Source organism: Streptomyces sp. WMMC500, from assembly GCF_027497195.1.
In the GTDB taxonomy this organism is placed as follows: Bacteria; Actinomycetota; Actinomycetes; order Streptomycetales; family Streptomycetaceae; genus Streptomyces.
On sequence record NZ_CP114905.1, the window covers coordinates 3,740,557 to 3,765,967 of the forward strand.

Annotated in this window: 29 protein-coding genes and 2 pseudogenes; 16 read left to right on the forward strand and 15 right to left on the reverse strand. The window is 71.8% G+C overall.

Annotation, left to right across the window (positions count from 1 at the left end; translation table 11 throughout):
• Positions 1-217: 217 nt before the first annotated feature.
• From O7599_RS15830 to O7599_RS15850, 5 genes are all read right to left on the reverse strand, one after another.
• Positions 218-547, reverse strand: a complete 330-nt coding sequence (locus O7599_RS15830; RefSeq protein ID WP_281622795.1) for a DUF4229 domain-containing protein — start codon at positions 545-547, stop codon at positions 218-220.
• A gap of 90 nt (positions 548-637) precedes the next feature.
• Entirely contained in the window at positions 638-1,165 is a 528-nt protein-coding gene (locus tag O7599_RS15835; protein WP_281622796.1) for a GNAT family N-acetyltransferase, read from the reverse strand.
• Positions 1,166-1,172: 7 nt separating this feature from the next.
• Positions 1,173-1,601 carry a hypothetical protein gene (locus tag O7599_RS15840; RefSeq protein ID WP_281623401.1) on the reverse strand — a complete coding sequence of 143 codons (429 nt, stop codon included), beginning with the start codon at positions 1,599-1,601 and terminating at the stop codon, positions 1,173-1,175.
• Between the two features lie 252 nt (positions 1,602-1,853).
• On the reverse strand, positions 1,854-2,306 hold the full coding sequence (locus O7599_RS15845) for an Lrp/AsnC family transcriptional regulator (protein WP_281622797.1): 453 nt from the start codon (positions 2,304-2,306) through the stop codon (positions 1,854-1,856).
• 97 nt (positions 2,307-2,403) lie between these two features.
• Positions 2,404-3,144: a UbiX family flavin prenyltransferase gene (locus tag O7599_RS15850; protein WP_281622798.1), complete on the reverse strand. Its 741-nt coding sequence runs from the start codon at positions 3,142-3,144 to the stop codon at positions 2,404-2,406.
• 169 nt (positions 3,145-3,313) lie between these two features.
• On the opposite strand from O7599_RS15850, the gene O7599_RS15855 reads away from it, so the two are divergent.
• From O7599_RS15855 to O7599_RS15865, 3 genes are read left to right on the forward strand one after another with little or no spacing between them, the layout of a single operon-like run.
• Complete coding sequence (locus O7599_RS15855; RefSeq protein WP_281622799.1) at positions 3,314-3,886, forward strand: rhomboid family intramembrane serine protease; 573 nt, start codon at positions 3,314-3,316, stop codon at positions 3,884-3,886.
• A 31-nt stretch (positions 3,887-3,917) separates the two neighbouring features.
• Positions 3,918-4,169: a type II toxin-antitoxin system Phd/YefM family antitoxin gene (locus O7599_RS15860; RefSeq protein WP_281622800.1), complete on the forward strand. Its 252-nt coding sequence runs from the start codon at positions 3,918-3,920 to the stop codon at positions 4,167-4,169.
• Positions 4,166-4,417, forward strand: coding sequence for a type II toxin-antitoxin system RelE/ParE family toxin (locus O7599_RS15865; RefSeq protein WP_281622801.1), 252 nt, complete (start codon positions 4,166-4,168; stop codon positions 4,415-4,417). Before O7599_RS15860 ends, O7599_RS15865 begins: the two co-directional genes overlap by 4 nt.
• Positions 4,418-4,430: 13 nt before the next feature.
• On the opposite strand, the gene mqnP is transcribed toward O7599_RS15865, so the two are convergent.
• On the reverse strand, positions 4,431-5,351 hold the full coding sequence (gene mqnP / locus O7599_RS15870; protein WP_281622802.1) for a menaquinone biosynthesis prenyltransferase MqnP: 921 nt from the start codon (positions 5,349-5,351) through the stop codon (positions 4,431-4,433).
• Complete coding sequence (locus O7599_RS15875; protein WP_281622803.1) at positions 5,348-6,793, reverse strand: menaquinone biosynthesis decarboxylase; 1,446 nt, start codon at positions 6,791-6,793, stop codon at positions 5,348-5,350. The genes mqnP and O7599_RS15875 overlap by 4 nt, the downstream gene beginning before the upstream one ends.
• A gap of 232 nt (positions 6,794-7,025) precedes the next feature.
• On the opposite strand from O7599_RS15875, the gene O7599_RS15880 reads away from it, so the two are divergent.
• The 5 genes from O7599_RS15880 (at position 7,026) to O7599_RS15900 (ending at position 10,745) form a co-directional block, all read left to right on the forward strand.
• A complete protein-coding gene (locus O7599_RS15880) occupies positions 7,026-7,445 on the forward strand; it encodes a PLD nuclease N-terminal domain-containing protein (RefSeq protein WP_281622804.1) in 420 nt (139 codons plus the stop codon).
• A 70-nt stretch (positions 7,446-7,515) separates the two neighbouring features.
• Positions 7,516-7,914, forward strand: coding sequence for a PLD nuclease N-terminal domain-containing protein (locus O7599_RS15885; RefSeq protein WP_281622805.1), 399 nt, complete (start codon positions 7,516-7,518; stop codon positions 7,912-7,914).
• A gap of 153 nt (positions 7,915-8,067) precedes the next feature.
• Positions 8,068-9,342 carry an FAD-dependent oxidoreductase gene (locus tag O7599_RS15890; protein ID WP_281622806.1) on the forward strand — a complete coding sequence of 425 codons (1,275 nt, stop codon included), beginning with the start codon at positions 8,068-8,070 and terminating at the stop codon, positions 9,340-9,342.
• 40 nt (positions 9,343-9,382) lie between these two features.
• Positions 9,383-10,408 (forward strand): RNA polymerase sigma-70 factor, encoded by a 1,026-nt coding sequence (locus tag O7599_RS15895; RefSeq protein WP_281622807.1) that lies wholly within the window; start codon positions 9,383-9,385, stop codon positions 10,406-10,408.
• A complete protein-coding gene (locus O7599_RS15900) occupies positions 10,401-10,745 on the forward strand; it encodes a hypothetical protein (RefSeq protein ID WP_281622808.1) in 345 nt (114 codons plus the stop codon). Before O7599_RS15895 ends, O7599_RS15900 begins: the two co-directional genes overlap by 8 nt.
• 54 nt (positions 10,746-10,799) lie before the next feature.
• On the opposite strand, the gene O7599_RS15905 is transcribed toward O7599_RS15900, so the two are convergent.
• From O7599_RS15905 to O7599_RS15920, 4 genes are all read right to left on the reverse strand, one after another.
• Positions 10,800-11,582: a DUF5995 family protein gene (locus O7599_RS15905; protein ID WP_281622809.1), complete on the reverse strand. Its 783-nt coding sequence runs from the start codon at positions 11,580-11,582 to the stop codon at positions 10,800-10,802.
• A 121-nt stretch (positions 11,583-11,703) separates the two neighbouring features.
• Positions 11,704-12,615 (reverse strand): phosphorothioated DNA-binding restriction endonuclease, encoded by a 912-nt coding sequence (locus O7599_RS15910; protein WP_281622810.1) that lies wholly within the window; start codon positions 12,613-12,615, stop codon positions 11,704-11,706.
• Between the two features lie 52 nt (positions 12,616-12,667).
• Positions 12,668-13,126: a hypothetical protein gene (locus O7599_RS15915; protein ID WP_281622811.1), complete on the reverse strand. Its 459-nt coding sequence runs from the start codon at positions 13,124-13,126 to the stop codon at positions 12,668-12,670.
• A gap of 108 nt (positions 13,127-13,234) precedes the next feature.
• Complete coding sequence (locus O7599_RS15920) at positions 13,235-14,041, reverse strand: SAM-dependent methyltransferase (protein ID WP_281622812.1); 807 nt, start codon at positions 14,039-14,041, stop codon at positions 13,235-13,237.
• 185 nt (positions 14,042-14,226) lie between these two features.
• Here O7599_RS15920 and O7599_RS15925 point away from each other — a divergent pair, with 185 nt between their 5' ends.
• The 6 genes and pseudogenes from O7599_RS15925 to O7599_RS15950 form a co-directional block, all read left to right on the forward strand.
• Positions 14,227-14,571, forward strand: coding sequence for a hypothetical protein (locus O7599_RS15925; RefSeq protein WP_281622813.1), 345 nt, complete (start codon positions 14,227-14,229; stop codon positions 14,569-14,571).
• 63 nt (positions 14,572-14,634) lie between these two features.
• Positions 14,635-15,282: a sigma-70 family RNA polymerase sigma factor gene (locus tag O7599_RS15930; protein WP_281622814.1), complete on the forward strand. Its 648-nt coding sequence runs from the start codon at positions 14,635-14,637 to the stop codon at positions 15,280-15,282.
• Positions 15,279-15,662 (forward strand): hypothetical protein, encoded by a 384-nt coding sequence (locus O7599_RS15935; RefSeq protein ID WP_281622815.1) that lies wholly within the window; start codon positions 15,279-15,281, stop codon positions 15,660-15,662. The genes O7599_RS15930 and O7599_RS15935 overlap by 4 nt, the downstream gene beginning before the upstream one ends.
• A gap of 1,257 nt (positions 15,663-16,919) precedes the next feature.
• Positions 16,920-17,123 (forward strand): cold-shock protein, encoded by a 204-nt coding sequence (locus tag O7599_RS15940; protein ID WP_281622816.1) that lies wholly within the window; start codon positions 16,920-16,922, stop codon positions 17,121-17,123.
• 191 nt (positions 17,124-17,314) lie between these two features.
• On the forward strand, positions 17,315-18,778 hold the full coding sequence (locus O7599_RS15945; RefSeq protein WP_281622817.1) for a DEAD/DEAH box helicase: 1,464 nt from the start codon (positions 17,315-17,317) through the stop codon (positions 18,776-18,778).
• A gap of 707 nt (positions 18,779-19,485) precedes the next feature.
• Positions 19,486-19,706 (forward strand): annotated as a pseudogene (locus O7599_RS15950) (hypothetical protein); the annotation flags it as partial.
• 17 nt (positions 19,707-19,723) lie between these two features.
• Here the strand turns inward: O7599_RS15950 and O7599_RS15955 are convergent.
• Together O7599_RS15955 and O7599_RS15960 are read right to left on the reverse strand one after the other, a co-directional pair.
• On the reverse strand, positions 19,724-21,934 hold the full coding sequence (locus O7599_RS15955) for a tetratricopeptide repeat protein (RefSeq protein ID WP_281622818.1): 2,211 nt from the start codon (positions 21,932-21,934) through the stop codon (positions 19,724-19,726).
• Positions 21,935-22,071: 137 nt separating this feature from the next.
• Entirely contained in the window at positions 22,072-22,632 is a 561-nt protein-coding gene (locus tag O7599_RS15960) for a hypothetical protein (RefSeq protein WP_281622819.1), read from the reverse strand.
• A gap of 111 nt (positions 22,633-22,743) precedes the next feature.
• Here O7599_RS15960 and O7599_RS15965 point away from each other — a divergent pair, with 111 nt between their 5' ends.
• Positions 22,744-23,379, forward strand: coding sequence for a hypothetical protein (locus tag O7599_RS15965; RefSeq protein WP_281622820.1), 636 nt, complete (start codon positions 22,744-22,746; stop codon positions 23,377-23,379).
• Between the two features lie 12 nt (positions 23,380-23,391).
• Here the strand turns inward: O7599_RS15965 and O7599_RS15970 are convergent.
• Positions 23,392-23,748 (reverse strand): annotated as a pseudogene (locus tag O7599_RS15970) (transposase family protein); the annotation flags it as partial.
• Between the two features lie 64 nt (positions 23,749-23,812).
• Between O7599_RS15970 and O7599_RS15975 the strand changes: the two are divergent.
• Positions 23,813-24,637 carry a phosphotransferase gene (locus O7599_RS15975; protein WP_281622821.1) on the forward strand — a complete coding sequence of 275 codons (825 nt, stop codon included), beginning with the start codon at positions 23,813-23,815 and terminating at the stop codon, positions 24,635-24,637.
• A gap of 149 nt (positions 24,638-24,786) precedes the next feature.
• Here O7599_RS15975 and O7599_RS15980 read toward each other — a convergent pair whose 3' ends face one another.
• Positions 24,787-25,347, reverse strand: coding sequence for a hypothetical protein (locus O7599_RS15980; protein WP_173534870.1), 561 nt, complete (start codon positions 25,345-25,347; stop codon positions 24,787-24,789).
• Positions 25,348-25,411: the final 64 nt, after the last annotated feature.

The window sequence follows — 25,411 nt, forward strand, 5'->3', positions numbered from 1 at the left end:
CTGCTACTGGGGAGTGGGGTTCGTAAACCGGTCAGAGCGTGCGGGACTGGCCGCTCTGACATGCCGCGGACAGGCAGCGGCAGAGATCGACGTGCAGGCGCGCCACGAGCAGCGGGCTCGTGGGCATGCGCAGCGCGGCTACCGTCGTCATGACGAGAAGACTAACACTCCCACTTTGACTTTCCCATAGTGCGGCTTTGGTGAGAGCCGTCACGCCCTACGCAGCGCCCGACGCACCCGACGCGCCCCGCGCCTCGTCGTCCGCCTCGTCCTCCCGGCTGCGGTTCGCCGCCAGCCGGTCCTTCGACTTCTGCACCCGGCCCACGATCTGCTCCGACATCTCCTCCCGCTGCCTGCGCAGCAGGATGAAGCTCAGCGGCGCGGAGACGACGATCGCGAGCAGCATGACCCACAGGTAGTTCGAGTCGCCCAGGCCCGCCGGGAGGGCGCGGATCCGGACCAGGACGGCGAGGATCACGAACGACGCGACGAAGACGCCGAGGCGCATGGCGGTGTAGCGGACGGCGGGGTTCGGCTTGGGGGTCACGGCTGACAACTTCTCTCTGCTCTCTGCTCCGTCGGTCAGGGTGGTGCGGTGTGCGGCCCGTAGGGGGCCAGGGCGCGCGTGCGGCGCGTATCAAGTATGCAGCGGCAGCCACATCGTGATGTCGTCGCGGTAGTCGTCCTCGGCCACGCGTATCGCGTCCGGCACGCGGCCGACCTCCTTGTAGCCGCAGGACGCGTAGAAGTTGTCGACCCCCGTCCCGCCCCGGCACGTCAGCCGGATCCCCCGGATCCCCGGCAGTCGGCGCGCCGCGTCCGCCGCGGCGGCCATCAGGTTGCGGCCCTCGCCCGTGCCCTGGCGGTCGGGGTGAACCATCACGGTGTAGAGCCAGCACCAATGCCGCATCAGGCGATGCGTGTTGAGCGTCAGGAAGGCGGTCCCGGCCGGGCGGCCCGCCGCGTCCAGGGCGGCGAGCAGGTGGGTGCGGCCCTCCGCCATGGCCGCGAGGTGCTTGACCAGCTCCGGGCGGATGTCCGCGGCCGTCACCGGGGGTACGAAGCCCACGGCGCCGCCCGCGTTGCTGACGTCGGCCCAGAGCGTGCATATGCCGTCCCGCAGCGCAGGGGTGATCGCCGGGTCCAGCTCGTAGCGCAGGGTCATCGCGTCCTCAGAAGCGCATCGGCTGCGGCGTCTCGCGCCGCTCCGGATCCGGGCCCTCGTGCTCGCGGACCGCGGCGTAGCGCGCGTCGCGCTCGACCGGGTGCAGGCCGGCGTCCTGGATCAGCTCGACGAGTTCGCCGGCCGGGAGGGTGTCGGCCGCCTCCGGCGCCGGGGCGAAGTCGTCCGCGCCGTGCACCAGCGCGAGCTGCGCCGTCTGCGTGCCGTACGCGGTCCACGCGGCCCGTACGTGCGGCACGTTGTCCAGCAGCAGCCGCGCCACCGCGAACGTCTTCAGCACCTCCGCGCCCGTGACCCGCCCCGCCGCCAGCGGCACGACCGCCAGCAGGCCGGCGCCGGCGTCCTGCCGGTCGCGCAGGGCCAGGAGCGCGTCGACGGTCTCCGCCGCGGAGCCCTCGCCGTACGACACCGCCGCCACCGGGTCGGAGGGGGCCGCGGACGTCGCGAAATACCCGCGCTCCCCGTGCCGCCGGGTCCGCGCCTCGTGCGCGAGCCCGCCCAGCCACGCCAGGTCACCGCTCCCGTACAGCGCGACGCCGTCCTCCCGGCTCAGCCGCGCGCCGCCGCGCGCCTTCTCAGCCAGCTCGCGCCTGAGCCCTGCGTCCACGCCGCGCCTCCCAGCCCGTAAGTCACGTTCCTGCGCATCTGCGCGCATCCGAGCCTACGCGGCCTACTCCTCGGCGATCTGCCCCACCCTGCTCTCCCACATCGTGGACAGCACCACCGTCGTCGCCGTCTGCGAGACGCCCGAGATGCGCGACAGCCGCCTGACCGTCTTCCCCAGCCCGTCCACGTCCGGCGCCCGCACCTTGAGCATGAACGAGTCCGCCCCGGCGATGAAGAAGCAGTCCTCGATCTCCGGCAGGTCCCGCAGCCGGTCCGCGACGTCGTCGTGGTCCACGGCCTCGGCGAGCGAGATCCCGATGAGCGCGGTGACGCCCAGGCCCAACTGGGCGGCGTCGACCGTGGCGCGGTAGCCGGTGATCACTCCGGCGGACTCCAGGCGGTTGATCCGGTCCGTGACGCTGGGTCCGGAGAGCCCCACGAGCCGGCCCAGCTCGGCGTACGAGGCCCGGCCGTTCTCCCGCAGTGCCTGGATGAGCTGTCTGTCGACGGCGTCCATGTGCGATCTCAAGCCTTCCGTGCTGCTGTACCGGCGGAAACCGGCGGTGTCGGCTGTGTGGCTGTGTGCCTGTGCGGCTCTGTGGCTGTGTCGTGCGTCAGCGGGGGCGGCGCCCCAGCTCCCCTTCCCATCTGCGATAGAGCTTGTGCGCCACGCCCGCGGCGTCCAGGGCGCGGCCGGCGACGAAGTCCACGAGGTCCTGGATGCCGGTGGCCCCGGCGTAGAAGGCCGGCGCGGCCGGGAGCACCACGGCGCCCGCCTCGTCCAGGGCGACCATCTGCCGCAGCGTCGGCCCGGGCAGCGGCGTCTCCCGTACGACGACGACCAGCGGCCGGCCCTCCTTCAGCGTCACGCTCGCCGCGCGCTGCAGCAGGTCCTTGGAGAGCCCGAGCGCGATGCCGGCGACCGCGGCCGTCGACGCCGGGACGACGATCATGCCCTTCACGGGGTACGAACCGGAGGAGGGCCCGGCCGCCAGATCCCCGGCCGCCCAGTGCCGTACGTCCGCCAGATCCGGCTCGGCGCCGAACGCGCCGGGCCGGCCGTCGGCGCCGGCGGCGAGCCAGCGCCGCAGGTCGTCGCGCCAGTGCGCGTCGCGGAACGGGCCCCCGGTCTCGTCCAGCACCGTCAGCCGCGCGGCCCGGCTGACGACGAGGTCGACGGCCTCCCCGGCGTGCAGCAGCGCGCGCAGCACGGCGGCTGCGTACGGGGTCCCGGAGGCCCCGGAGACGCCGACGACCCAGGGCCGGCGTCGACCCCGGCCGGGCCGTTCGGCGTACGGCTCCTCGTACGACTGCCCGTGCGGGTCCTCGTACGGCGTCTGGTGCGGCGGCTCCACGCGGCGAGCCTATCCGGCCACGGGAACCGAGGCGCATGCCGCCTGCGTTTCTCCCTAACGAGGACACACTGGTCCGAAGGGGGCTCGGGTGATGTACGAACCTTACGGGCGCGGCACCCCCGCCGCGCGGCCGCGGCGGGCGGCACGACCGCCGCGCGGGCGAATATACGTGAAGCGCGCCGCGCTGCTGATGCTCGCGTGGGTGGCGCTGCTGTGGGTGCTGGAGGCCGTCGACCAGGCGGGCGGCAACGAGCTGGACAGGTACGCGATCACGCCGCGCGAGTTCGGTGAGCTGCGGGACGTGCTCCCGGCGTCGTTCATGCACTTCGGCTGGGACCACCTGTCGGCGAACACGGGGCCGCTGCTGGTGCTCGGCTTCATCGCGGCGATACGCGGGGTCGGCCGGTTCGTCGGCGTGGCCGCGGTGATCATGCTGGTGAGCGGGCTCGGGGTGTGGCTGGTCTCACCCGCGGGGTCGAACACGGCGGGTGCGTCGGGCGTCGTCTTCGGCCTCTTCGGCTACGTGGTGGTGCGCGGCTTCGTCGACCGGCGCATGGCCGACGTGCTGATCGGCATCGTGGTCGCGTTGGTGTACGGCTCGATGGTGTGGGGCGCCCTGCCGACGGACCAGGTCGTGGAGCAGTCGATCTCCTGGCAGGCCCACCTCTTCGGCCTGCTGGGCGGGGTGCTGGCGGCGTTCTACTTCAGCGACCGCAGGCGAATGGCGAGCGGAGCGGGCTGAGGCGGAGTGGCATCTTCTGTACAGTTGATGCATGAGTGAGACACTGCCCATCGCACAGGCACGCAGCCGGTTCGGCGCGCTCGTCCGCCGTGCCGCTCTCGGCCGCGAGCGCACCATCATCACCGACCACGGCGAGCCAGCCGCCATGATCGTCGGCATAGGGGACATCGAGGACCTCGAAGACGCCCTCGCCGTCGCGCAGTACGAAGCCCGCAAGGCCCGCGGCGAGGACACGTACGTGCCGCACGACGAGGTGCGCAAACGGCTGGGATTCGACACGTGAGCCACGGGGTCGTCTGGGAGACCGACGCCTTGAACGCCGCCGCGGGCTTCCTCGATGACGACCCCGCCGGGCTCCGGGCGCTCTTCGACGGCATCGACGCCCTCGCTACGGAGCAGCGCCCGAAGAACTCGGCTCCCTGGGGCGGTGACAAGCGACGACTAGGGGTCGGCCGCTACCGGGCGATCTACCGCATCGACGACGGCAGGGTCACCGTGCTCGTACTCCACGTCGGCCGCACCGCGGAGTGACGACGGCGACGTGTCACAGACTGAGGTCGCGTACGAAGAGGTCCGTCGCCGCGCAGCAGAAGAGGACGATGCCGATCACGCCGTTCAGCGTGAAGAACGCCCGGTTCAGCCGGCTCAGGTCGTCCGGGCGCACGATGGCGTGCTCGTACGCGAACACCCCCGCCACCACCGCCAGGCCCACCCAGAACGGCGCGCCCGCGTCCGTCGCCAGCGCGTACCAGACGAGCAGCGCCATCGTCACGACGTGCGCCGCCCGCGCCCCGTACAGCGCCCCGGCAACGCCGAAGCGGGCCGGGACCGAGCGGATGCCCTGGGCGCGGTCGCTGTCGACGTCCTGGCAGGCGTAGATCAGGTCGAAGCCGCCGATCCAGATGCCCACCGCGAGCCCCAGCAGCACCGCGGGCCACGACCACTCCCCCGTCACCGCCAGCCACGCGCCGATCGGCCCGATCGCCTGGGCGAGCCCCAGGATCGCGTGCGGGTAGTTCGTGAACCGCTTGCCGTACGGATAGACCACCATCGGCACGGCCGCGACCGGCGCCAGCGCCAGGCACAGCGGGTTCAGCAGCGCCGCGGCGCCGAGGAAGATCGCCAGCGCGATCAGCGCACCCGTCCACGCCGAGCGGACGGAGACCGCGCCGGTGACCAGTTCGCGGTGCGCGGTGCGCGGGTTGCGGCCGTCGATCTCGCGGTCGATGATCCGGTTCGCGGCCATCGCGAACGTCCGCAGCGCCACCATCGCGACCGTGACGAGCAGCAGCGTCCCCCACTCGACGGTCCCGTCGCCGTCGACCAGCATCGCCGTCAGCGCGGCGATGTACGCGAACGGCAGCGCGAAGACCGAGTGCTCGATCATCACCAGCCGCAGAAAAGCGCGTACCGCGCTGCCCGGCCGGGCGGGACCCGGGCCGACGACGCTCCCCGCGGCCGTCACAGGCCGTACTCCCGCCAGCGCGCGTCGACCTTCGCCGCCGTGGCCGGATCGGAGACGACCATGTCCGGCCAGCCGCGCGTGTAGCCCTCCTCGGGCAGCTTCGCGGTGGCGTCGATGCCCGCCTTGCCGCCCCAGAACTGCTGGTAGGAGGCGTGGTCGAGGTGGTCCACCGGGCCCTCGACGACGGACAGGTCGCGGGCGTAGTCGGTGTTGCCGAGTGCCCGCCAGGCGACCTCCTGGAGGTCGTGCACGTCGCAGTCGGCGTCGACGACGACGATCAGCTTGGTCAGCGACATCATGTGCGCGCCCCAGATCGCGGACATCACCTTCTGCGCGTGCTTCGGGTACTTCTTGTCGATCGAGACGATCGCGCAGTTGTGGAAGCCGCCCGCCTCCGGCAGGTGGTAGTCCACGATGTCCGGCACGATCACCTTCAGCAGTGGCAGGAAGAACCGCTCGGTGGCCCGCCCCAGCGGCCCGTCCTCGGTCGGCGGGCGGCCGACGACGATGGACTGCAGCAGCGGGCGGCGGCGCATCGTGACGGCGTCGATGGTCAGGGCGGGGAACGGCTCCTGCGGGGTGTAGAAGCCGGTGTGGTCGCCGAACGGGCCCTCCGGCAGCTCCCTGCCGGGCTCCAGCCAGCCTTCGAGCACCACTTCGGCGTGCGCGGGGACCTGGAGCGGCACGGTCTTGCAGTCGACCATCTCGACGCGTTTGCCGCCGATGAAGCCGGCGAGCATGTACTCGTCCATGTCGCCGGGCAGCGGCGCGGTCGCCGCGTACGTCACGGCCGGCGGGCAGCCGAAGGCGATGGCCACGGGCAGCTTCTCGCCGCGGCGGGCGGCGACCTGGTAGTGGTTGCGGCTGTCCTTGTGGATCTGCCAGTGCATGGCGATGGTGCGGCGGTCGTGGCGCTGGAGGCGGTAGAGGCCGAGGTTGCGGACGCCGGTCTCGGGGTCCTTGGTGTGGGTGAGGCCCAGGTTGTAGAAGGACCCGCCGTCCTGGGGCCAGGTGAAGAGCGCGGGGATCGTGTCGAGGTCGACGTCGTCGCCGGTGAGCACGACCTCCTGCACGGGGCCGTCCTTCGCCTTCCGCGGCGGCACGTGCGCCATGGAGCCGAGCTTGCCGAACGCCTCGCGTACACCAGTGAAGCCCTGCGGCAGCTCGGGCTTGAGCAGCCCGCCGATGCGCTCGCCGATCTCCGCGTACGAGGTGAGGCCGAGGGCTTTGAGGAGCCGGCGGTCGGTGCCGAAGACGTTCATCGCCAGGGGCATGGCGGAGCCCTTGACGTTCTCGAAGAGGAGGGCGGGGCCGCCGGCCTTGTTCACGCGGTCGGTGATCTCGCCGACTTCGAGGTACGGATCGACCTCGGCCTTGATGCGCTTGAGGTCGCCGTCGCGCTCGAGGGCCCGCAGCAGCGAGCGGAGATCGTCGTAAGCCATGCGCCCCAGTATCCGCCAGGGGCCCCGCACGTTCGGCGAAGGGGTACGCAGCGGGGCGCGGGCAGGGGGCGGGGCCGGTGCGGGGCCGGTGCGGGGGCGATGCGGGCGGCGCTGCCGGGGTGCCGGCGCCACGGACTACGCTGGACGGACCGCGGGGTCCGTACGGGACCGCACAGAACCCGGCGCGGGAAACCGCCGCATCCCCGCGCCACCGCACGTCGAAGGGCCGCACATGCTCAGGTATCTGCCGTTTCTCCTGGTCCTGGCAGTGTGGATCTACGCGTTCATCGACTGCCTGAACACCCCGGAGAAGGAAGTACGGAACCTGCCCAAGCTGGTCTGGGTGGCGATCATCGTGCTCTTCGGCTCGGTGCTCTTCGGTCCGCTGGCGTGGCTGGTCGGCGGCCGGCCGCGGGGCCGCCCGGTGATCGCCGGCGAGGGCGCCGGCGGGGGCGCGGGGCGGCCGGGGCGGCGCGGCCGGTGGGTGGCGCCCGACGACAACCCGGACTTCCTCCGCTCGCTGGAGGAGGACCGGCAGGAGGAGCAGCGGCGGGAGGAGCGGCGGCGCCGGGAGGAGAAGGACGAGCGCGGCCGGGAGCGGGACGAGGAAGGCCCGGAAGGGCGCCAGGGACCCGACGGGGACCGTCGCTGAGACGTTAACCTGACGCGGAGACGCAGTGGGGGCCAAGGCGAAGCCCCGCGACATTCAGGGGGTTTGCCGCGTGCTCCGCTACCTGCCGTTCATGATCTTCCTCGGCGTGGTGATCTACGCGCTGATCGACTGCGCGACCACGAAGAAGGAGGACGCCAAGCACCTCCCCAAGGTCGCCTGGCTCATCCTCATCGTCCTGTTCCCGCTGCTGGGTTCCCTGGGCTGGCTGATAGCGGGCCGGAACCGCCGCCGCCCCTCGGCCGCGGGCGGGCGCGCCGGCGGGGGGTCCGGCGGGGGCACCGGGGGCGGACGGCGCTCGACGTGGGTGGCGCCGGACGACAACCCGGAGTTCCTGAAGAAGCTGGGCGACGAGAACGCGAAAGACGACAGCAACGAGGGCACTGAGGACGACGGGGACGAGAAGGGCGACGGGGACGGCAGGCGGGACGGCGGCCCGCGCAAGGACTGACCCGAAGGTGCCGGCGTAGAACCGTAGCCCCCTACGCCCAGCGTGACGCGGCTCACACCCGCCCCTGTCACGTACCGCCCCGGCCGTCTGTCCCATGGTCGCTCCCGCGCTCCCGCGAGGAGCCGCAGACCGGACAGACCACCGGAGGCCCAGATGCCCACTCACCCCCGCGGCCACCGCATCGTCGTCGTCGGCGCCGGTTACACCGGCATGTTCGCCGCCGTACGCACCGCCCACCGCACCCGCCGCCTCGGCGCCCGGATCACGCTCGTGAACCCCTCGCCGCGGTTCACCGAGCGGCTGCGCATGCATCAGGTCGCCGCCGGGCAGCGGCTCGCCGACCACCGCATCGCGGACCTGCTCGCCGGCACCGGCGTCGAGTTCGTGGAGGGCCGTGCCGTGGCGATCGACCCCCGGGCGCGGCGGGTGACGGTCGAACGGACCGCCCGGGGCGGTTCCGGCGACGGACCGGCCGCGCGGCGCGGGGTCACCGACGTTCCGTACGACACCCTCGTCTACGCCCTCGGCAGCGTCACCGACGTCACCCGCGTCCCGGGCGCCGACACGCACGCCGTGACGCTCGACGACCCGCGCGCCGCCCACGCGTTCGGCGTCCGCCTCGCCGCCCTGGCCGCGGCCGGCGGCCGGGTCACCGTCAGCGGCGGCGGCCTCACCGGCGTCGAGGCCGCGGCCGAACTCGCCGAAAGCCACCCGGGTCTTGAGGTCACGCTCCTCAGCCGCGGCGTACCCGGCGCGATGATGGGCGACCGGGCGCGCGCGCATCTGGACCGCGCGCTGGCTCGTCTGGGCGTGACGGTACGCGCCGGGGCCGACGTCACGAAGGTGCTGCCCGGCGCCGTCGAACTGGCCGGTGGCGAGCAGGTGCCGTCCGATCTGACCCTGTGGACCGCGGGCGTACGGGTGTCCGGGCTCGCGGCCCGCGCCGGGATCGAGACGGACGCGCGCGGGCTGGTCGTGGTGGACGACCGGCTGCGGTCGGTGTCGCACCCGGAGGTGTACGCGATCGGGGACGCGGCGGCCGTGCGCCAGGCGTGGGGGCAGGTGCACGGCACCTGCCAGAGCGGGTTGCCCACGGCGCAGCACGTCGCGGACGCCCTCGCGCGGACGCTGCGGGGGCGGGCGGTGAAGCGGTTCCGGTTCGGGTACTTCCACCAGCCGGTGAGCCTGGGGCGGCGGGACGCGGTGATCCAGTTCACGTACGCGGACGACGCGCCGCGGCGGGTGTACCTGCGGGGGCGGTGGGCGGTGCGTTACAAGGAGGCGGTCAGCTCAAGCCCGGTGATGATGTACCGGCTGGGCAGGCGGATGAACGTCCGCGCGGTGCTGTCCCGGGGCGGACGGGCGACGCGGCGTGCGGCGCGGCGCGGCTCGTACGACGGCACCCTGCGGGTGGCGGGGGGACGGTGATGGCGTTGCCGCGCGGCGGGAGCGCAGAGAGCATGGGGCGATGAGCGGCAAGGAGCGGGAGACCGGGCCCGCATCCCCGGCGGGTGACTCGGCGGGCGACCCGCCCCCCGGCCACCCGCCCCCCGGCGACCCGTTCTCCGACCACCACCGGCTCCTCTTCGGCACCGCGTACCGCCTCCTCGGCAGCGTCGCCGACACCGAGGACGTACTCCAGGACGCCTGGCTGGCCTGGCACAGGACCGACCGCACCGCCGTCCGCAACCCCCGCGCGTACCTCGTCCGCACCGTCACCAATCTCTCCCTCAACCGCCTCACCTCCGCCCGCGCCACCCGCGAGCGCTACGTCGGCCCCTGGCTCCCCGAGCCGCTGCTCACCTCGCCCGACGTCGCCGACGAGGCCGAACTGGCGGAGAGCGTCTCGACCGCGATGCTCGTCGTGCTGGAGACGCTCTCGCCCGTCGAGCGCGCGGTGTTCGTGCTCCGCGAGGCGTTCGGCTTCTCGCACGCCGAGATCGCCGGGTTCCTCGACCGCCCCGAGCCGACCGTCCGCCAGATCGCCCGCCGCGCCCGCGCCCACGTGGACTCCCGGCGCCCCCGCTTCGACGCCGACGCCGACCGTCGTACGGAGGTCACCACCCGCTTCATGGCCGCTGCCGCCGGCGGCGACCTCAACGCAGTCATGGAACTGCTCGCCCCCGACGTCACTGCCTGGACCGACGGCGGCGGCGTGGTCGCCGCGGCCCGGCGCCCGCTGCACGGGCCGGACCACGTGGCCCGCTGGCTGCTCGGCGTACTGCGCAAGCCGATCTCGACGGACGTACGCCTGCGGCCCGCGACGATCAACGGCGAGGCGGGGATCCTCATCGACCAGTCCGGCACGGTGATCGGGACCCTGTCGTACGACCTCACCGCCGGCCTCGTACGCCACCTGCACATCCAACTGAACCCGGCCAAACTCCGCGGCCTGCACGGCAGTCCCCCCGGCCGGCGATCACCCGGGTGCGGGTCTACCGTCGAGGTGTCCCCACCGGCGGGACAAGACGACGGGAGTGAGCGCCATGAGTGACCTTGCGTGGGTGCCCGAGTCCTGCACGCTGCCCACCGCCGAGCGGCCCCTGCGGATCGCCGAGTGGGACGCGCTGTTCGCGGAGCCGGCGGCCCCGCCGTCCCGGCCGGACCCCCTGCGGCTGCGGGTGGTACTGGCCGGCGGGCCGGGGGTCGAGGAGCGGGTGCGGGAGCTGGCGGCACGGGAGAGCGGCTGCTGCTCGTTCTTCACCTTCGCCACCGGCCGCGACGAGGACGATGCGGCCGCCCTGCTGTGGCTCGACATCGCCGTGGACGAGGCGCACGCGACCGTCCTCGACGCCCTCGCCGCCCGGATCGCCGCCGCGACGGCGCGCTGAGCCCGGACCTGCGGGGCGGGTGGCCGCCGCCGCAGCCGGCCGCTCCGGTACGGCTCACCCCGGCCGGCGCGCGGCGGCGGGGCGTTCCATGGCCGTGTCCAGATGGGCGATGACGGCCGGTACGTCGTCGCTTTCGGTGCTCGCGATCAGTTGCAGCGCCGGACGGACGAGCCCGCCCGGGCGGGCGATCAGCCGGGCGAGCACCTCGGCCCGCACGTCGAGCCGTTCGAGGGTGGCCGCGCGCTCCTCCTCGCTCTGGCCGGCGAGCAGCACGGCGTTGTGCCACGCCTCCTCGCGGGACTGGCGGACGCTGAAGTCGAGGATCCGCTCGTCGGTACGGGCCCCGACCTGGTCCAGCAGCGACATCAGCGGCGACAGGTCGCCGATCGCGTCCTGCACCTTCAGCACCACCCCCGCCAGGATGTCGTTGATCAGCAGGAAGTCGCGCCGCAGCGAGTGGATGCCGGCGCCCGGGGCGGTCCGCGCGGCGGCGATGGCCAGGTCGAGGTTGATGTGCGCGTTCACCCCGAGGATCACGTGCTGGATGATGACGGTGTCGGCGTCGTCGAGCAGCCCGAACGCCTCCCGCCAGCAGCGCGGCCCGCTCCGGTCGCGGCGCCACGCGTCGTACGCGTCGAAGTAGCGGTTGCCGAAGAGCGTGTCGAAGCGGTCCATGCGGGGCCCGTCGTCGAACCGCCCCTCCTGTATGGCCGTACGCACCTCGACGGTCACCTGCCGGTACAACGCCGCGAAGTATCCGGCCCGGTCACCGGCCGCGCGGGCCTGCCCCACGATCTCCGCGAGCTCCTCCACGACTTCGTCGATGTTCTCCGCCACCGCACCCAACTCCCTCTCCAGGTCGACTGATCCCGCGCCGGAACCGTCCTACCACCGCCGCCCGGGGAGGGGCCCCCGGCCGGGCGCGGGCACGGCCCCGGCCGGCTGGTGAGGGCGGCGGTCAGGCCGGCGTGGCGGGGTGGGGTTCGCGGGGTTCGCGGGGTTCGCCGTGGAAGACCTGCCGGGCATGCCAGTCGCGGTGAGCGGCGGCCACGGGACGTACGCCGGGCTGCGGACCGACGAGCGGCCGGCCCGCGAGGGCGACGACGTACGCGCGGGCGGCGGGGCTGTGGCCGACGAAGCGCTGGGAGACCAGGATGCGTTGGCCGTCTCCCACGCCGAGGACGCCTTTGTCGAAGAGCTTGTGGTGCAGCGCGCACAGGCACAGCCCGTTCTCGATCTCGTCGGGCCCGCCGAACGCCCACCACCGCACGTGGGCGGCCTCCAGCCCGACCGGCACCGCGCCGATCCTGCCGTCGTACCCGCAGAAGGCGCACCGGTACTCGTAGGCGGTCAGCACCAGTTCCCGCATCCGCGGGTCGCGCCGCCCGCGTACCGCCGGGGACTGCCCGGCCTGCGCCGGCTCCAGCCCCAGGCCGACGGCTTCGCAGAGTTCCCCGTGCAGGGAGGGCGGGAAGTGCAGGTCGAGCAGGCGTCGGGCTATCTTGCCGAGCAGGTCCGGCTCACGCCGCAGTGCCGCCCTCAGGTCGGGCGCGAGCCGCCCGGTGGCCCCGGCCGCGCGAAGGTCCCGTACCCCGGTGCCGGGGCTGCCCGGTCCGCGAGCGGTGCGGACTTCCCAGACGCCGTCGCTGACCAGGTGGTGGAAGGGGTAGGCGGGCGTCGTCCTGTGGGGCGGCCCGTACTCGGTCAGCAGGCGCTGCAGGTCGCGCTCCACCGCGGTGTACGGCAGGCCGCCGTCGGCGTCCTCCTGGAACCGGCCGAGGGCGTACAAGAGCAGAAGCGGCTTGTGCGGAGCGCGCGTTCCGCTCCTGGTCCACTGCCTCAGCTTCGCGATCCGCTCCAGCCAGTCCATGGCGGCCGATGGTAAGGGACCGGCTCCGGACGACGATCTACTTGAAGACGACTTACTTGAAGACGACGCGCCAGGCGCTGCCCTCGGTCCAGTGCTTCTGGATCAGTTCGTGCTCCGGCACCACGAGGGCGGCCCTGTCGTTGACGAATCCAGCCGGGACCAGGGGCTCCCGTTCGGTGATCCGCCCCGCCGTCAGCCGGAGGTCGAGCGTCAACAGCCCTTCGTCCGTACGCCTGGCCATGGTCTGCCGGACGTAGGTGATCTGCGCGGGGTCGCTGCTCCGGACGGCGATGCAGTACAGCCGCTGCGTGCCGTGGATCGTCGAGTTGGTGTCGCCGTCGTGGAAGGAGCAGCCGGCGAGCCGCTGCGGGTCCAGGGCGGCGAAAAGGATCCGGTAGGCGGCCTGTCCGTAGGACCCTCCGCCCAGATCGTCGATGTCGAAGAGGATGCCGACCTCGTGCGCGGCGGATGTGCCGCCCGCCCGTCGTGCCTTCCTTCTGAACAGTCCCACGGCTACCCCCTCGTGGACGAGTGCTCCGGGCGAGTACTCGGACACTAGGCGGGCCGGACAGGGACCCCTCCCGACGCGGATGCAGCCGGGCGGCGCGTGCGGTCCGCCCTACGGCTTGCGGGCGACACCGCAGTGGATCGCCGCCTTCTCCGGCGCACCGGCCGTCGCCGGCCCGGGCCGCCACAGCGGGGTCGACACCACACCCGGCTCGACCAGCTCCAGGCCGTCGAAGTACGCGGTGATCTGCTCGACGCTGCGGTTGGTGTACTCGTGGCCGGGGTTGCTTCTGTTGAACTCCTCGACCGCGTGCAGCCGCGCCGGGTCGGTGGTGTCGCCGTCGCTGATCACCAGGTACGACCCGGGGCAGACCGCCTCCAGAACCGCCGCCCGGATCTCCCCCACCCGGTCGAGGTCGGGGATGTTGCCGAAGATGCCGAGCATCACCACCCCCACCGGCCGGGCGAAGTCCAGCGTCTGCGCCGCCCGGTCGAGGACGCCGCCGATGTCGCGCACGTCGGCGTCGACGTACGCGCAGGCCCCCTCCGGGCTGGAGGTCAGCAGCGCCTGGGCGTGCGCCAGGACGATCGGATCGTTGTCGACGTACACGATCCGGCAGGCCGGGTCCACGCGCTGGGCGACCTCATGGGTGTTGTCGTTGGCCGGCAGCCCGCTGCCGAGGTCGAGGAACTGACGGACGCCCGCCTCCCGCGTCAGGAACCGCACGGCCCGGCGCAGGAACGCCCGCTGCTGGCGGGCGTCGACCACGATCCCGGGAAAGACCCTCCGGACGGCGTCGCCGGCTTCCCGGTCGGCCGCGTAGTGGTTCTTCCCGCCGAGCCAGTAGTCCCACATCCGCGCAGAGTGGGCCACACTCCGGTCCACGCGGGCGTTCCCGTCCGCCAGTTCGTCCGGCACGTGGTCCTCCCGGTGAGCCGCAGGTCAGGGCCAGACCCCACAGTACGGCTGGTTGCGGGCTCGTGCAGGCCGACGACGCGACGTGAAGAAATCCCGTGCGACCTGCAACCTGGCTCGGGGTCGCACGTCTATCGGGGTGTAGGCGCGCTGGAGCAGAAGTTCGTCCACCCGATTCGAGGAGTGCTATGTCCGCACGTCACGTCACCGACCGCCGTGTTCCCCGGAGGCGGCTTCGTACGGGGCTGGCGGCTTCAGCCGCCGCCGCCGCGCTGATCGCCGGCGGCGCCGGGGGTGTGCAGGCCGACACGGCCGAGCAGACCCCGGATCCTGTCAGCGCACACCTGCAGGCCGTCCCGGAGCACGAAGTCGTGAACCCCGACGGCGACCACCTCCAAGCCGTCCCCGAGCACGAAGTCGTGAACCCCGACGGCGACCACCTCCAAGCCGTCCCCGAGCACGAAGTCGTGAACCCCGACGGCGACCACCTCCAAGCCATCCCCGAGCACGAAGTTCCGGGGGCGGCTCGATAGGGCGGTCCTGCGGAAGGGGCGCCGGGGCAAACCCGGCGCCCCGACCCAGCGTTCAGGAGTGTCATGACGCCAGCGACGTTTCCGGCCGCCCGTGCCTGCCCCCACCCCCGCGCCCGCGCCCGCACGCTGCGCCGCGGCTGGTGGCGGCTGCTGCGCAGCCGACCGGAGCGGGGGAGTCCGCCGCCCGGCGCCGGGCGGGCCGCGGCGCTCCCGTCCGCCGACGGGAACCCCGGGATCGACGCGCTCTACTACCACCGTCGCCTGGAACTCGTGCGCCTCGCGCTTCTTCTCGTCGACGATCTGCCCACCGCCGAGGACGTCGTCCAGGACGCCTTCGCCGCGCTCTTCCGCAAGCACGGGACGCGGTTGAGAGGGCTGGACGACCCGGAGGCGTACCTGCGTACGAGCGTGGTGAACCGGGCGCGTTCCGTGCTGCGGCGGCGCAGGACGGCACGCGCGTACACGCCCGAGCGGGAGCGACACGTACCGCCTGCCGACGAGCACGTCCTGCTCGACGAGGAGCACCGCGAGGTGCTTGCCGCGCTGCGGCGGCTCACCCGGCGCCAGCGCGAGGTGCTCGTTCTGCGCTACTGGTCCCACCTCACCGAGGCGCAGATCGCCGACGCCCTCGGGCTGTCGCGTGGCACGGTCAAGTCCACGGCCAGCCGCGCCCTGGACGCCCTGGGCCGGCAGTTGGGGGTGTCCCGATGAACGGAACGGGAGGACCGGATCCCGCTTCCGAGCCCTCTCAGTCGCGGGAGGCGCTCGAACACCGCCTGCGAGCCGCGCTGGACGCTCGCGCGCTGAGCCTCGGCTGGAGCGATCTACGGGCCGCCTCCCCGCCGTCGGCACGTGCGCCGGGAACGGGCTTCGCGCGCGGCACGCGCGTCCCGGCACGTGCCGCCGCCGCCCTGCTGCTCCTCGCGGTGGCGGCCGTGGTCGCGTACGCCCTGCTGGCACTCGGCGCGGGACGGCAAGTCGAGCCCGCCCGGTCCCCGACCCCGCGGCCCTGCACCGCGCAGCTCTGTGCCGAAGAAGAACCCCGGCCCTCCGCCCCCGGGCACACCGAACCGGCAGGTCAGCGCCCCTGAGGCCGGGCCCGCCGACTGCTCGCCCCGGTGCTGTCGTCCCGTGATGGCCCTCTACCGCCCGTCAGGCGATCGACGCTGTCATGCGCGCCCGCGCCGGCAAGGACGCGGCGGCCAGGAGACTTCAGGGCCAGACCAGGCAGTACGGCTGGTGACCGGCCTACGGACTCGGCACGACGCGCGGGCCCTCAGCCCGGCGTCGGAGATTCTTTTCGCCAACTGGGCGAAGTCACTGCCGGACCCGTTCGGGGGCCGGGCACGGGCAGAGGGGGCCGCGGATGCGGTCATGGTGTTGAGTCCCTTTTCGGCGGTACGTTATGTGATCTCCCACCTGTCGTCCCGGGGGACGGCGGCGAGGCGGAGACGGGAGGACATCGGGGATCTCCTCCCGGCGGGGCCACCACCCGTGTTCGCAGCGCGATGTGTTCGCGGATCCTGCCCCGTACCATCGGCCGGCGGTCGCCGAGGGCCAGGGGAAGGTGGGGGTGAGCGGGGGCCCGAGCGGCAGGGTGACCTTGCCGCCGGCGTCCTCGTGCCATGCCCCGTCCTGGACTTCCCGGACCCGGGTGACGAGGCCGTCGACGACATCGACGACGGCGCGAAGTAACGCCCGCTTGTCGCGGGCGACGGTGAAGCCCATGCGGTCGGCGTCACGTTGGCCCCGGCTGTCCTCGCCGTGGCCTGTCTCGCCGTATCGCCCCTTCGTGGTGCGGCAGCCGCGGTAGACGACCATGACCACACCCGCGGCGCGTTCACACGCCCGAACGGTCCTGGGATCCAGCCCCAGCAGGGTCGCCGCCTGACTGACTCCACCGGCTCTCGCGACGATCGCGCGGATCACCCTCGCGTACTCGGTGCCGAGCACCCGCTGCCGGGTTCGATTGTGTGCACCCGATCGAGAAGATCGCGCATGCGAGTCCTTCATGGCATGGGCCGTAGGCCCTTACGCCCCATGGGATGTATTTCCCGTGCCGACGTCAAAGCCGGAGATCACGGGAGGCCAAAAGCGGGCCGCGCCCCGCCCCCGGTCTGCCCCGGACTCCCTGGGGGAGCAGCGGAACGCAGGGTCGCGGGTGGTCCGTGCTAGGCTGGGCGGCAGTTGCAGTTGTGGTTCCCATGTACTTTGTGTGCGCCTGCTGGCTTTGAGCTTCAGGCGCATTTCTGTTTTTTCGGTGCTTTCCGGACCTGGTAATCATCGCGGCGACGCGGGATCGCGCACCGTGCGGATCTCCGGCACAGCCACCAAAAGGAGAAAAAGACATGGCCACCGGCACCGTGAAGTGGTTCAACAGTGAAAAGGGCTTCGGCTTCATCGCCCAGGACGACGGCGGCGCCGACGTCTTCGCCCATCACTCCAACATCAACGCTCAGGGCTTCCGCGAACTGGCCGAGGGCCAGAAGGTGGAGTTCGACGCCGTGCAGGGGCAGAAGGGTCTGCAGGCGGAGAACATCACCCTCATCTGAACCCTGATCCGAGGACGTGGCGCAAGTCACGAGCACGGGCCGGCGCCGCAGGGCGCGGGCCCGTGCCCCGCGGCCGGAGCGCTCCTCGCACCGCGCCGCCGTTCGCCCATTCCCCGGCCCGTTCCTGCGGCTTCCGTGCGGCTCGTCACCGCCGGGATCTCCTCGACACGCGCCGTGACGACGGAGGTTCCATGAACCGCAGTGCGCCCCGTGCCCCCGACAATCCGGCCCGTCGCCGTTCGCGTGGTCAGACTGCCCGCCGATCCGGCCGCCGGAAACCCGCCGCCGCGCAGGGTGAGTTCGCGCTGCCCGCGAACACCACTCCCCCGCTGCCCCCGGTCGCGTCGTTCGCCGACCTGGACATGCCGCCCGTACTGCTGACGACGCTGCGTCATCAGGGGGTGAGGGTTCCGTTCCCCATCCAAGCGGCCACCCTTCCCGACTCCCTCGCCGGCCGGGACGTCCTCGGCCGCGGCCGCACCGGCTCGGGCAAGACCCTGGCCTTCGGTCTGGCCCTGCTTGCCCGTACCACCGGCCGGCGTGCCACCCCCCGCCGCCCGCTCGCGCTCGTCCTGGTGCCCACCCGCGAACTGGCCCAGCAGGTCACCGAGGCTCTCACCCCCTACGCCCGGGCGGCGCATCTGCGGCTCGCCACGGTGGTCGGCGGCATGTCCCTGGCGCGGCAGGCCGCCGCGCTGCGCGACGGCGCCGAGGTGCTCGTGGCCACCCCGGGGCGGCTGCGGGATCTGACCGACCGCGGGCACTGCCACCTGGACCAGGTACGTATCACGGTGCTGGACGAAGCGGACCAGATGGCCGATATGGGCTTCCTGCCCCAGGTCACCGCCCTGCTACGGCAGGTGCGGGCGGACGGCCAGCGGATGCTGTTCTCGGCCACGCTGGACCGCAACGTCGACCGGCTGGTACGGGGCTTCCTCACCGACCCCGTCGTCCACTCGGTCGACCCGCCCGCCGCGACCGTGGCGACGATGGAGCACCACGTGCTGCACGTCACGGACGGCGACAAGCGCACGGCCGCCACCCACATCGCCGCCCGCGACGGCCGCGTGCTGCTGTTCCTGCACACCAAGCGCGCCGTCGACCGGCTGACCCGGCACCTGCGGGCCAACGGGATAAAGGCCGCGGCGCTACACGGCGGCAAGTCCCAGTCCCAGCGCAACCGCACCCTTGAGCAGTTCAAGTCCGGCGACGTCACCGCGCTGGTCGCCACCAACGTCGCCGCCCGCGGAATCCACATCGACGACCTCGACCTGGTCGTCAACGTCGACCCGCCGGCCGACCACAAGGACTACCTCCACCGCAGCGGCCGCACCGCCCGCGCAGGCGAGTCCGGCACCGTCGTGACCCTCGTCCTGCCCGACCAGCGCCGCGAGATGAACCGGCTGACCACCGCCGCCGGCATCACCGCACACACCACCCGCATTCAGCCCGGCAGCACGGAACTCGCCCGCATCACCGGTGCCCGCACACCCGCCGGTGTCCCCGTCACCCCCGCGGCAGCCGCCGTGACGCCCGTGAAACGCAAGGGCTCGGGAGGACGCCGCGGCCGGCGCGGCAACCCCGCCCTGACCCAGCGCGCCTCCTTCCGCACCGGCTTCCCGGAGAAGACAGCGCCGCGCAGGGCGGCGGCGTAGCGCCACAGCACCGCCAGGGCACCACGCTGGTGGAGGAGGCCGGGCGGCAGCACGACGTCCGTAACCCGTGCCGCTCCAGCTCGGTGAAGCCGACGCCATCGACTTCGCTCGCGGGCACCAAGCCCCGGCGGGTCTGATTCACCGCATCGGCGAGACCTCTTCGACCGTCAGGGCCAGACGAGGCAGTACGGCTAGTGGCCGGCCTCGTGCAGTCTGTCGGCGAACTCCTGCCATTCGTGGAGCCAATGATCACAGCGGATCGCTGACCTGCGACGATGCACCGATATCGCCGGTGACCAGCGATATCCAGCTTCAGCAGTTGGGGCTGATCACCGGCATTTTCGACCAACGGGACCGAGCCGGGGCGAACCACTGCACCGGACCTCGCGCAGAAGATCGGGCATGTCCTGGTGTGCTGCCGTGTATGCCGCGGTGTCCCGGAGCCGGTAGACGCAACGCATGTCGCTCCACAGCTCGGCCGAGGAGCACGGGGTGCCGGTGAACACCGGGGCCAGGTCGTAGCGGCACAGCCCCCCGTGCGGTCGCGGCGGCCGAGACCACAATTAGTTGCCGCCCCAAACCGCGTCGTACAGGCGGCCGATCAGGTGGTTGGGGCGCGCAGTGCAGAACGGACGCGATCTGATTGATCAGCGCCGTCCGTTCCGGCTCCGCAGCTGGTGCCGGACCAGTTGTGGGAGTTGTTCCGGGACCGTGCGCTGCTGGCTGAGATCGTCTTTGTGGCGACAACCGGCTGTACCTGGCGACAACTGCCGCCGTCCTGCGGCGCCTCCGGGTAGACGGTGCAACGGCCCTTCACCGGCACGTCATCTTCGGCTGCTCCGGCCTGCCCATCTCGATCGGCATCTCCACCGCCAACGTGCACGACAGTCAGGCCATCGCAGGGCTTATGCCGGGCATCCCGCCGATTCCGCTCTCGCTACGGCCCTACGTTCGGTTCTGCCATTGTGTGAGGTAGTTCCGGGTCCGGAGGGTGTCGGGATGGTCGAGGCCCAGCACGCGCTCGCAGTCGGCAAGGAGTTCCACGAATGCGATTGCGGCGCCTGCCGGGTCTCCTGCCTCGCCGCGCCACCGAGCGACGTTGCTCCGTGCGGTCAACGTCTGGCGGTGGTCTGCGCCCATCACCTCGGTTACCTGTTCAAGCAGCCGCTCGAACTCCGACGCTGCACCCGCCGCGTCGCCTGCTCTTCCTCGCCAGAACGCGAGGTTGTTCCGGGCGGCGAGGGTGTAAGGGTGATGGGAGCCGAGCAGTCGTTCGTCGTCTTTCACCAGTTCGGCGAGGGCTCTGACGGCTCCATCCGGGTCTCCTGCCTCGCCTTTCCAGGACGCCATACTGTTCCGGGCGTTGAGCGTGTCCTGGTGGTCGGGTCCCTGTGCAGCTTGCCGGAGGGCCAGTAGTTCCTCGAATGCGGAGGCCGTGCCCGCCGCGTCACCTGCCTTTCCCCGCCAGTACGCCAGAGAACCTCTGGTGGTGAGGGTGTTCGGGTCATTCGGCCCCAGTACTCGAAGGTGGAGGGGCAGCAGTTCTTCGTAGGCCCGTACGGCTCCGGCCGCGTCACCGGCATGCCCGCGCCACCGGGCAAGGTTGTGCCGGCAGACGAGAACACCGGGATGGTCCGGGTGGAAGTGTCGCAGCCAGTCGGACAGCAGCTCTTCGTACGCCCTTGCGGCGCCCGCGGCATCGCCTGCCTCCCCGAGCCATTGCGCGGCATGGTCCCGGGCAGTTAGGCAGCCGATGCGGTGTGGCCCCAACTGGCATGCAGCCTCCTGTGCCAAAGAGCTGAAGTAATCGCGGGCAGCGGCGGCCTGACCGGATTCACCGAGGCTGACACCCGTGCGGTAGAGGATGTCGAGACCGTCGCGATACCTCCACAGGTCATCTTGGCTCCGGCTGATGAAGACGCCAGCGTTGGCGCGGAGCGCCTGTGCCAGGCGCCTGTCTCTTTCGACGGCGGGCCAGACGGTGATCAGGGCTTTGGCGACGGTGTGGGCGAGACATGCAGACTGTTCGCGATCGAGGCTGTCCCAGGTCGCCCGTTGGATGAGTTGGTGAACGCGAACGGCTTGGTGGGGGGTGGTTGGGCTGTGGTCGATAAGGCTGAGCCGGTGGAGGGCCCGCAGCGCAAGCACGGCGTCTTCGGCCGAGACCTGGGCCGATGCCTGGGTGTCACCCCTATAGGGGGTGCGGTGCTCGGTGAGGTGTGCAAGGGCGGGCTGGGAGGTGAGGACCGTGGCGGGGATGCCGTTGGGGTCGAGCAGGGCTGCCAGGTGGAGCATGGTGCGCGCCAGTCCCGCCGGAGGGATCTTGTTGGCGTGTTCGATGGATAGGGCCCAGGTTGCGGCGACGGTGGAGGTTTGGTCGTCGGGCAGAGCGTCGTCTTCGGGGATGAGGTCGGCAAGTTTCCTCTTCTGGTCCGCCAGCAGGTCGCGGTAGGCGGCGCAGGGTAGGAGTGTGTCGGTGAGGTAGGCCGCGGCCTGGGACAGTGCCAGCGGAAGGTACCCCAGGTCGCGGGCGAGACTGACGAGTTGGTCGTCGGGTTCGCTGCGGCCGTAGGTGTTCAGGGCGTCGGTGAGGTAGGCGACCGCTTCGGCTTCGGTGAACAGACCGACGGTCACCACGCGGCCCCGGCCCGTCAGGGCGGCATCCCGGCGGCGGGTGGTGACCAGGGTTCGCCCGGTCGGGGAGGCGGGTGGCCATAGGCCCCGCACATGGGCGGGATTGGTGACGTCGTCCAGGACGACCAGCCAGCGGCACGGCCTGATGCCGGGTTTGGGCTGGAGCCAGGCCAGGAAGGTTCGCGTGGCCTGCTCGGCGTTGCCGGTGTCGGCGCCGCACAGTTCCTCGCCGGCTTGGGCGTAGCCGGCCACGATCGTGTCGCGGCTGCCGGCGCTGATCCAGATCAGCACATCCACCCCACCGGGCTCGGGTCCGAGTTGCCAGGCGGTGCGGGCGTAGTCGGCCGCCAGCTGGATCTTACCGACACCGCCCATCCCGGACAACACCTGGGACAGCACCGCAGTGCCGTCCTCGGCGACCGCCTCCCGCAGTTGCTCGGCATTCTCGCGGTGCTGGAAGGCCCCGGCCTGCGGTGGAATCGTCCCGACCTGGTGCGGCCAGGTCGCCGGTGAACGAGGCACCTTCAGCGTAACGTCGCCGTGGACATCTCCGCCAACAGCGATACTGCCGCCCGACGCGACGGCGCTGACCCATCGTGGAGGAGCGGCCGGGTCAGGTGGCCGACCGCGGGGTGGGCTTGTGTGCGCCGGGTCTCCGCTCAGCCCTGGGGCGGAGTCGGCATCGAAGGGTGGCTGATGCTCGCGTTTCCGTGCAGGACGCCAGTGGCGATAGAGCCGCCCTCGGCGGTGATATGCGTGTCCCGCCCGGCGGCCAGGCCACCATCCCCGGCCGACGCCCCACCATCGGGCGGCGCATGCTCATCCAGCAACGCTCGCAGTACGCGGCCGGCCTCGTCCCGCTCATTCTCCTGAAGGCTTTCCAGCAAGTCCTGGAACCTGCCCCGCCACATCGCCTCATGCACGAGCAGAGGCTGGCCGTCTCCACGTTCGGCGGCCGCAGCCAGTTCGGCGGCCGTGGCGTCCAAGCGCCGCATGGCCGCCTGCTCCCGCTCGGCATCGCCTCGTCCGAACCAGCCAGCCACCCTGGTACGGAAACTGATCCAGGCATCCGTGCCCGCTGCCTGCGCCACGGCCGCACCACCCGCGGCAGCCAACGCCATCAGCGCCCCCTCAATCAACCTGCCATCCCTCCCCGACCCGAACCGGTGGTCCTGCGTGCCACCGTAGCGCCCTGCCAGGAAGCGGCGCAGCGCTCTCACATTCGCCGGCTAAGGGCTGTCCCGCAATGATCGGTTGAGTGCAAACGAGGCGGACAACCTGCTGTCGGTGGATGCTGGGGCGGTGTGAGCAGACCCGCCTATGCTTCCGCCATGCAGCAGCCTGGAGCCGTAGCGATTGTCGATGACCTGGTTGCGGCGTTCCCACACCAGCTTGCCAATGACGTTCGCGCGGTCTCGGCGGTCATGCCGGCCGCCCGGATCGCCCCCGTGTCACCGTTCTCGGTGTATGTGGGCGACCAAGCCGTCGCCATTCCGTACCGGATCTATCAGGATGAGCCGCCCGTCGACGTGGTGCGCGCGCTGACGGGAGTGCAGCAGGCGATCCTTCACTGCCTGTACTCACGGCACAGCGACGGACGGGTCCGCCAGCGTCACCTCGAACGCATCGCCAGTTCCGACGAGCCGTGGGCGGTGCCGTTCGTGGTGCAGTTGGCCGGCGAGTACGTCTTGGAGATCTTGGAGTGCATCCAGCACGGCCTTTCCGACCTGCTCTCCAAGCGGCCTGCCCAGCGGCTGGCGTACGGAGACTTCATCGCGCAGAATCCGTGGTTCTTCGCGAGGACCGAGCGCCGGGTGGTGAGCTACTGGTCCTGCTATTACCGGTGGAGGTTCCCCGTGTTCGGCACCTACCCGGGCTGCCATCTGCTGGATTTGCTGCGAGCCGCTGCAGTCGACCGCACGGGCAGGCCATGGCCCCGCCACACGCCGCCGGACTATCGGAGATGAATACGGTCGTCGTCACCCGGTGAGTGCGAGGTTGTGCAGGTGGGCGATGCCGAGCATCGCGTGATGGACGCCGTCGCCTCTCAGTCGGCAGTCGCGAAGGATCTTCCACGTCTTCATGCGAGCGAAGACGTGCTCGACATGGGCCCGGACCTGCTTGTGGGACTTGTTGTGCGCCTGCTTCCAGGCGGGCAGATCCTCGTCCTTCGTGTGGCGGCGATGTGGGATGACCAGCCCTGTTCCTCGGTAGCCGCCATCGGCGATGGTGGTCGTGGTGCCAACGGCGGTCCTGGCGCCGGACTCGCTCCAGGCGCGGCAGTCGTTGCGGTTGCCGGGCAAGGGCTGGCCGACGACGACCAGGCGCGTGGCTGCTCTCCGCGCATCCGCCCCGGCCCGGGTTGGTCGGGGCGGTTCGCCTGTAGTCCTTGAGGTCCCCATGCCCATGCCCCGCGTCCTCTGGGACGATCTGCCGTCCGCCGCCCGGAGCGCGGTGCAGTACCGCACCGGGCCGGTGCTCGAAGCCCGCACCACCGGGGGCGGGGTGAACTCCGGCATCGCCACGGCGCTCACCACCGCCAGCGACGAGGTGTTCGTCAAGGGTGTACCGACCAGCCATCCGCAGATCCCCACCCAGCACCGCGAGGCCGCAAGTCGCGCCGTACCTGCCGCCGTCCTGTCCGCGGCTGCTCTGGCGCGTTCAAGCCGCCGGGCTGGGACCTGCTCGGTTACGAACGACTGCACGGCAGGCACGCCGACTACCCCCGGCTCCCCGGATCTTCCGGCGGTCGCCGCCGCCGTCACCGAATTGCAGCGCACCGCGTGCCCGGACGGCGATCTCCTGCCACTCAAGCGCGCGGATCAGCGGTGGGACTCCTACGCCGACGCCGGGACTGCCGAGCTGTTCACCGGCGGCACGCTCCTGCACACCGACCTCGCCCCGCACAACGTCCTCGTAGACAAGCGGGCGCACCTCATCGACTGGGCCTGGCCGACCCGCGGGGCCGCCTGGATCGACCCGGCTGTACTGATCCTGCGCCTGATGGAGGCCGGCCACACCGCAGCCGACGCCGATGCCTTCGCCCACCGCTGGTTCCCGTCCTGGGCGACAGCACCGACCACGGCCGTGACCGCCTTCTCCACGGCGTGCGCACGCATGTGGGACGAGATCGCCCGCCACGACCCGCAGGAGTGGAAGAAGAACATGGCCCGCCTCGCGCACGACTGGCTGACGCACTGGGAGCACACCCCGCACACCGCCTGACCCCCGCCCCGGGCGGCTGGCCGCCGCGCCCGCGACGCATGCACGGCCTCCTGCATGTCCCCCGAAGTGCCCTGGCGGCCTGATCACCGCCTTCGTGAGACCCCTGAGGCCCCTCCCGCAACCGAGACCGTAACCCACTAAAACGCAGGTCAGGGCCAGACCAGGCAGTACGGCTGGTGGCCCGCCTCGTGCAGTCTGTCGGCGAACTCCTGCCATTCGTGGAGCATCCGGTAGACGTCGAAGGCGTCGCGGGGGCCGCCGCGGTCGGGAACCGTGGACCAGATGAAGGCGGCGGCGCCGACCTCTTCCTCGCCGATGCCGCGGAGGGGGTCGACGACCGTCATGGGGAGGCGGACCACCGCGTAGTCGGGGTGGAGGACGACGAGTTCCAGGGGCGGGACCTTGTGGAGCGGTATGCCCTCGATGCCGGTGAGGACCATCGCGGACATCGTCTCGGGCTTGACCTTGGCGAAGAGCCCGCCCTGGCCGAGTTCGTCCCCGCCCAGCTCCTCCGGGCGCATCGAGATGGGCACGCGGGCCGCCGTCGCGCCGTCGGGCGCGCCGAAGTACTTGTACGTCACGCCGCCAGACCGGCCGTCGTTCTTGTTCACGCCCTCGCCGCCGTGGTTCACCCGGCGATGGCGTCCGGACCTGGCACGCCGGGGCCCTCGGTCATCGGTCCCCTCGCCCAGTTCGCCACCGCGATGCATATCTCCACCCGACTGCTCTCAGATGTGCACTGCCCCCGCCGCGCAACCCGATCATCGTCTCAGC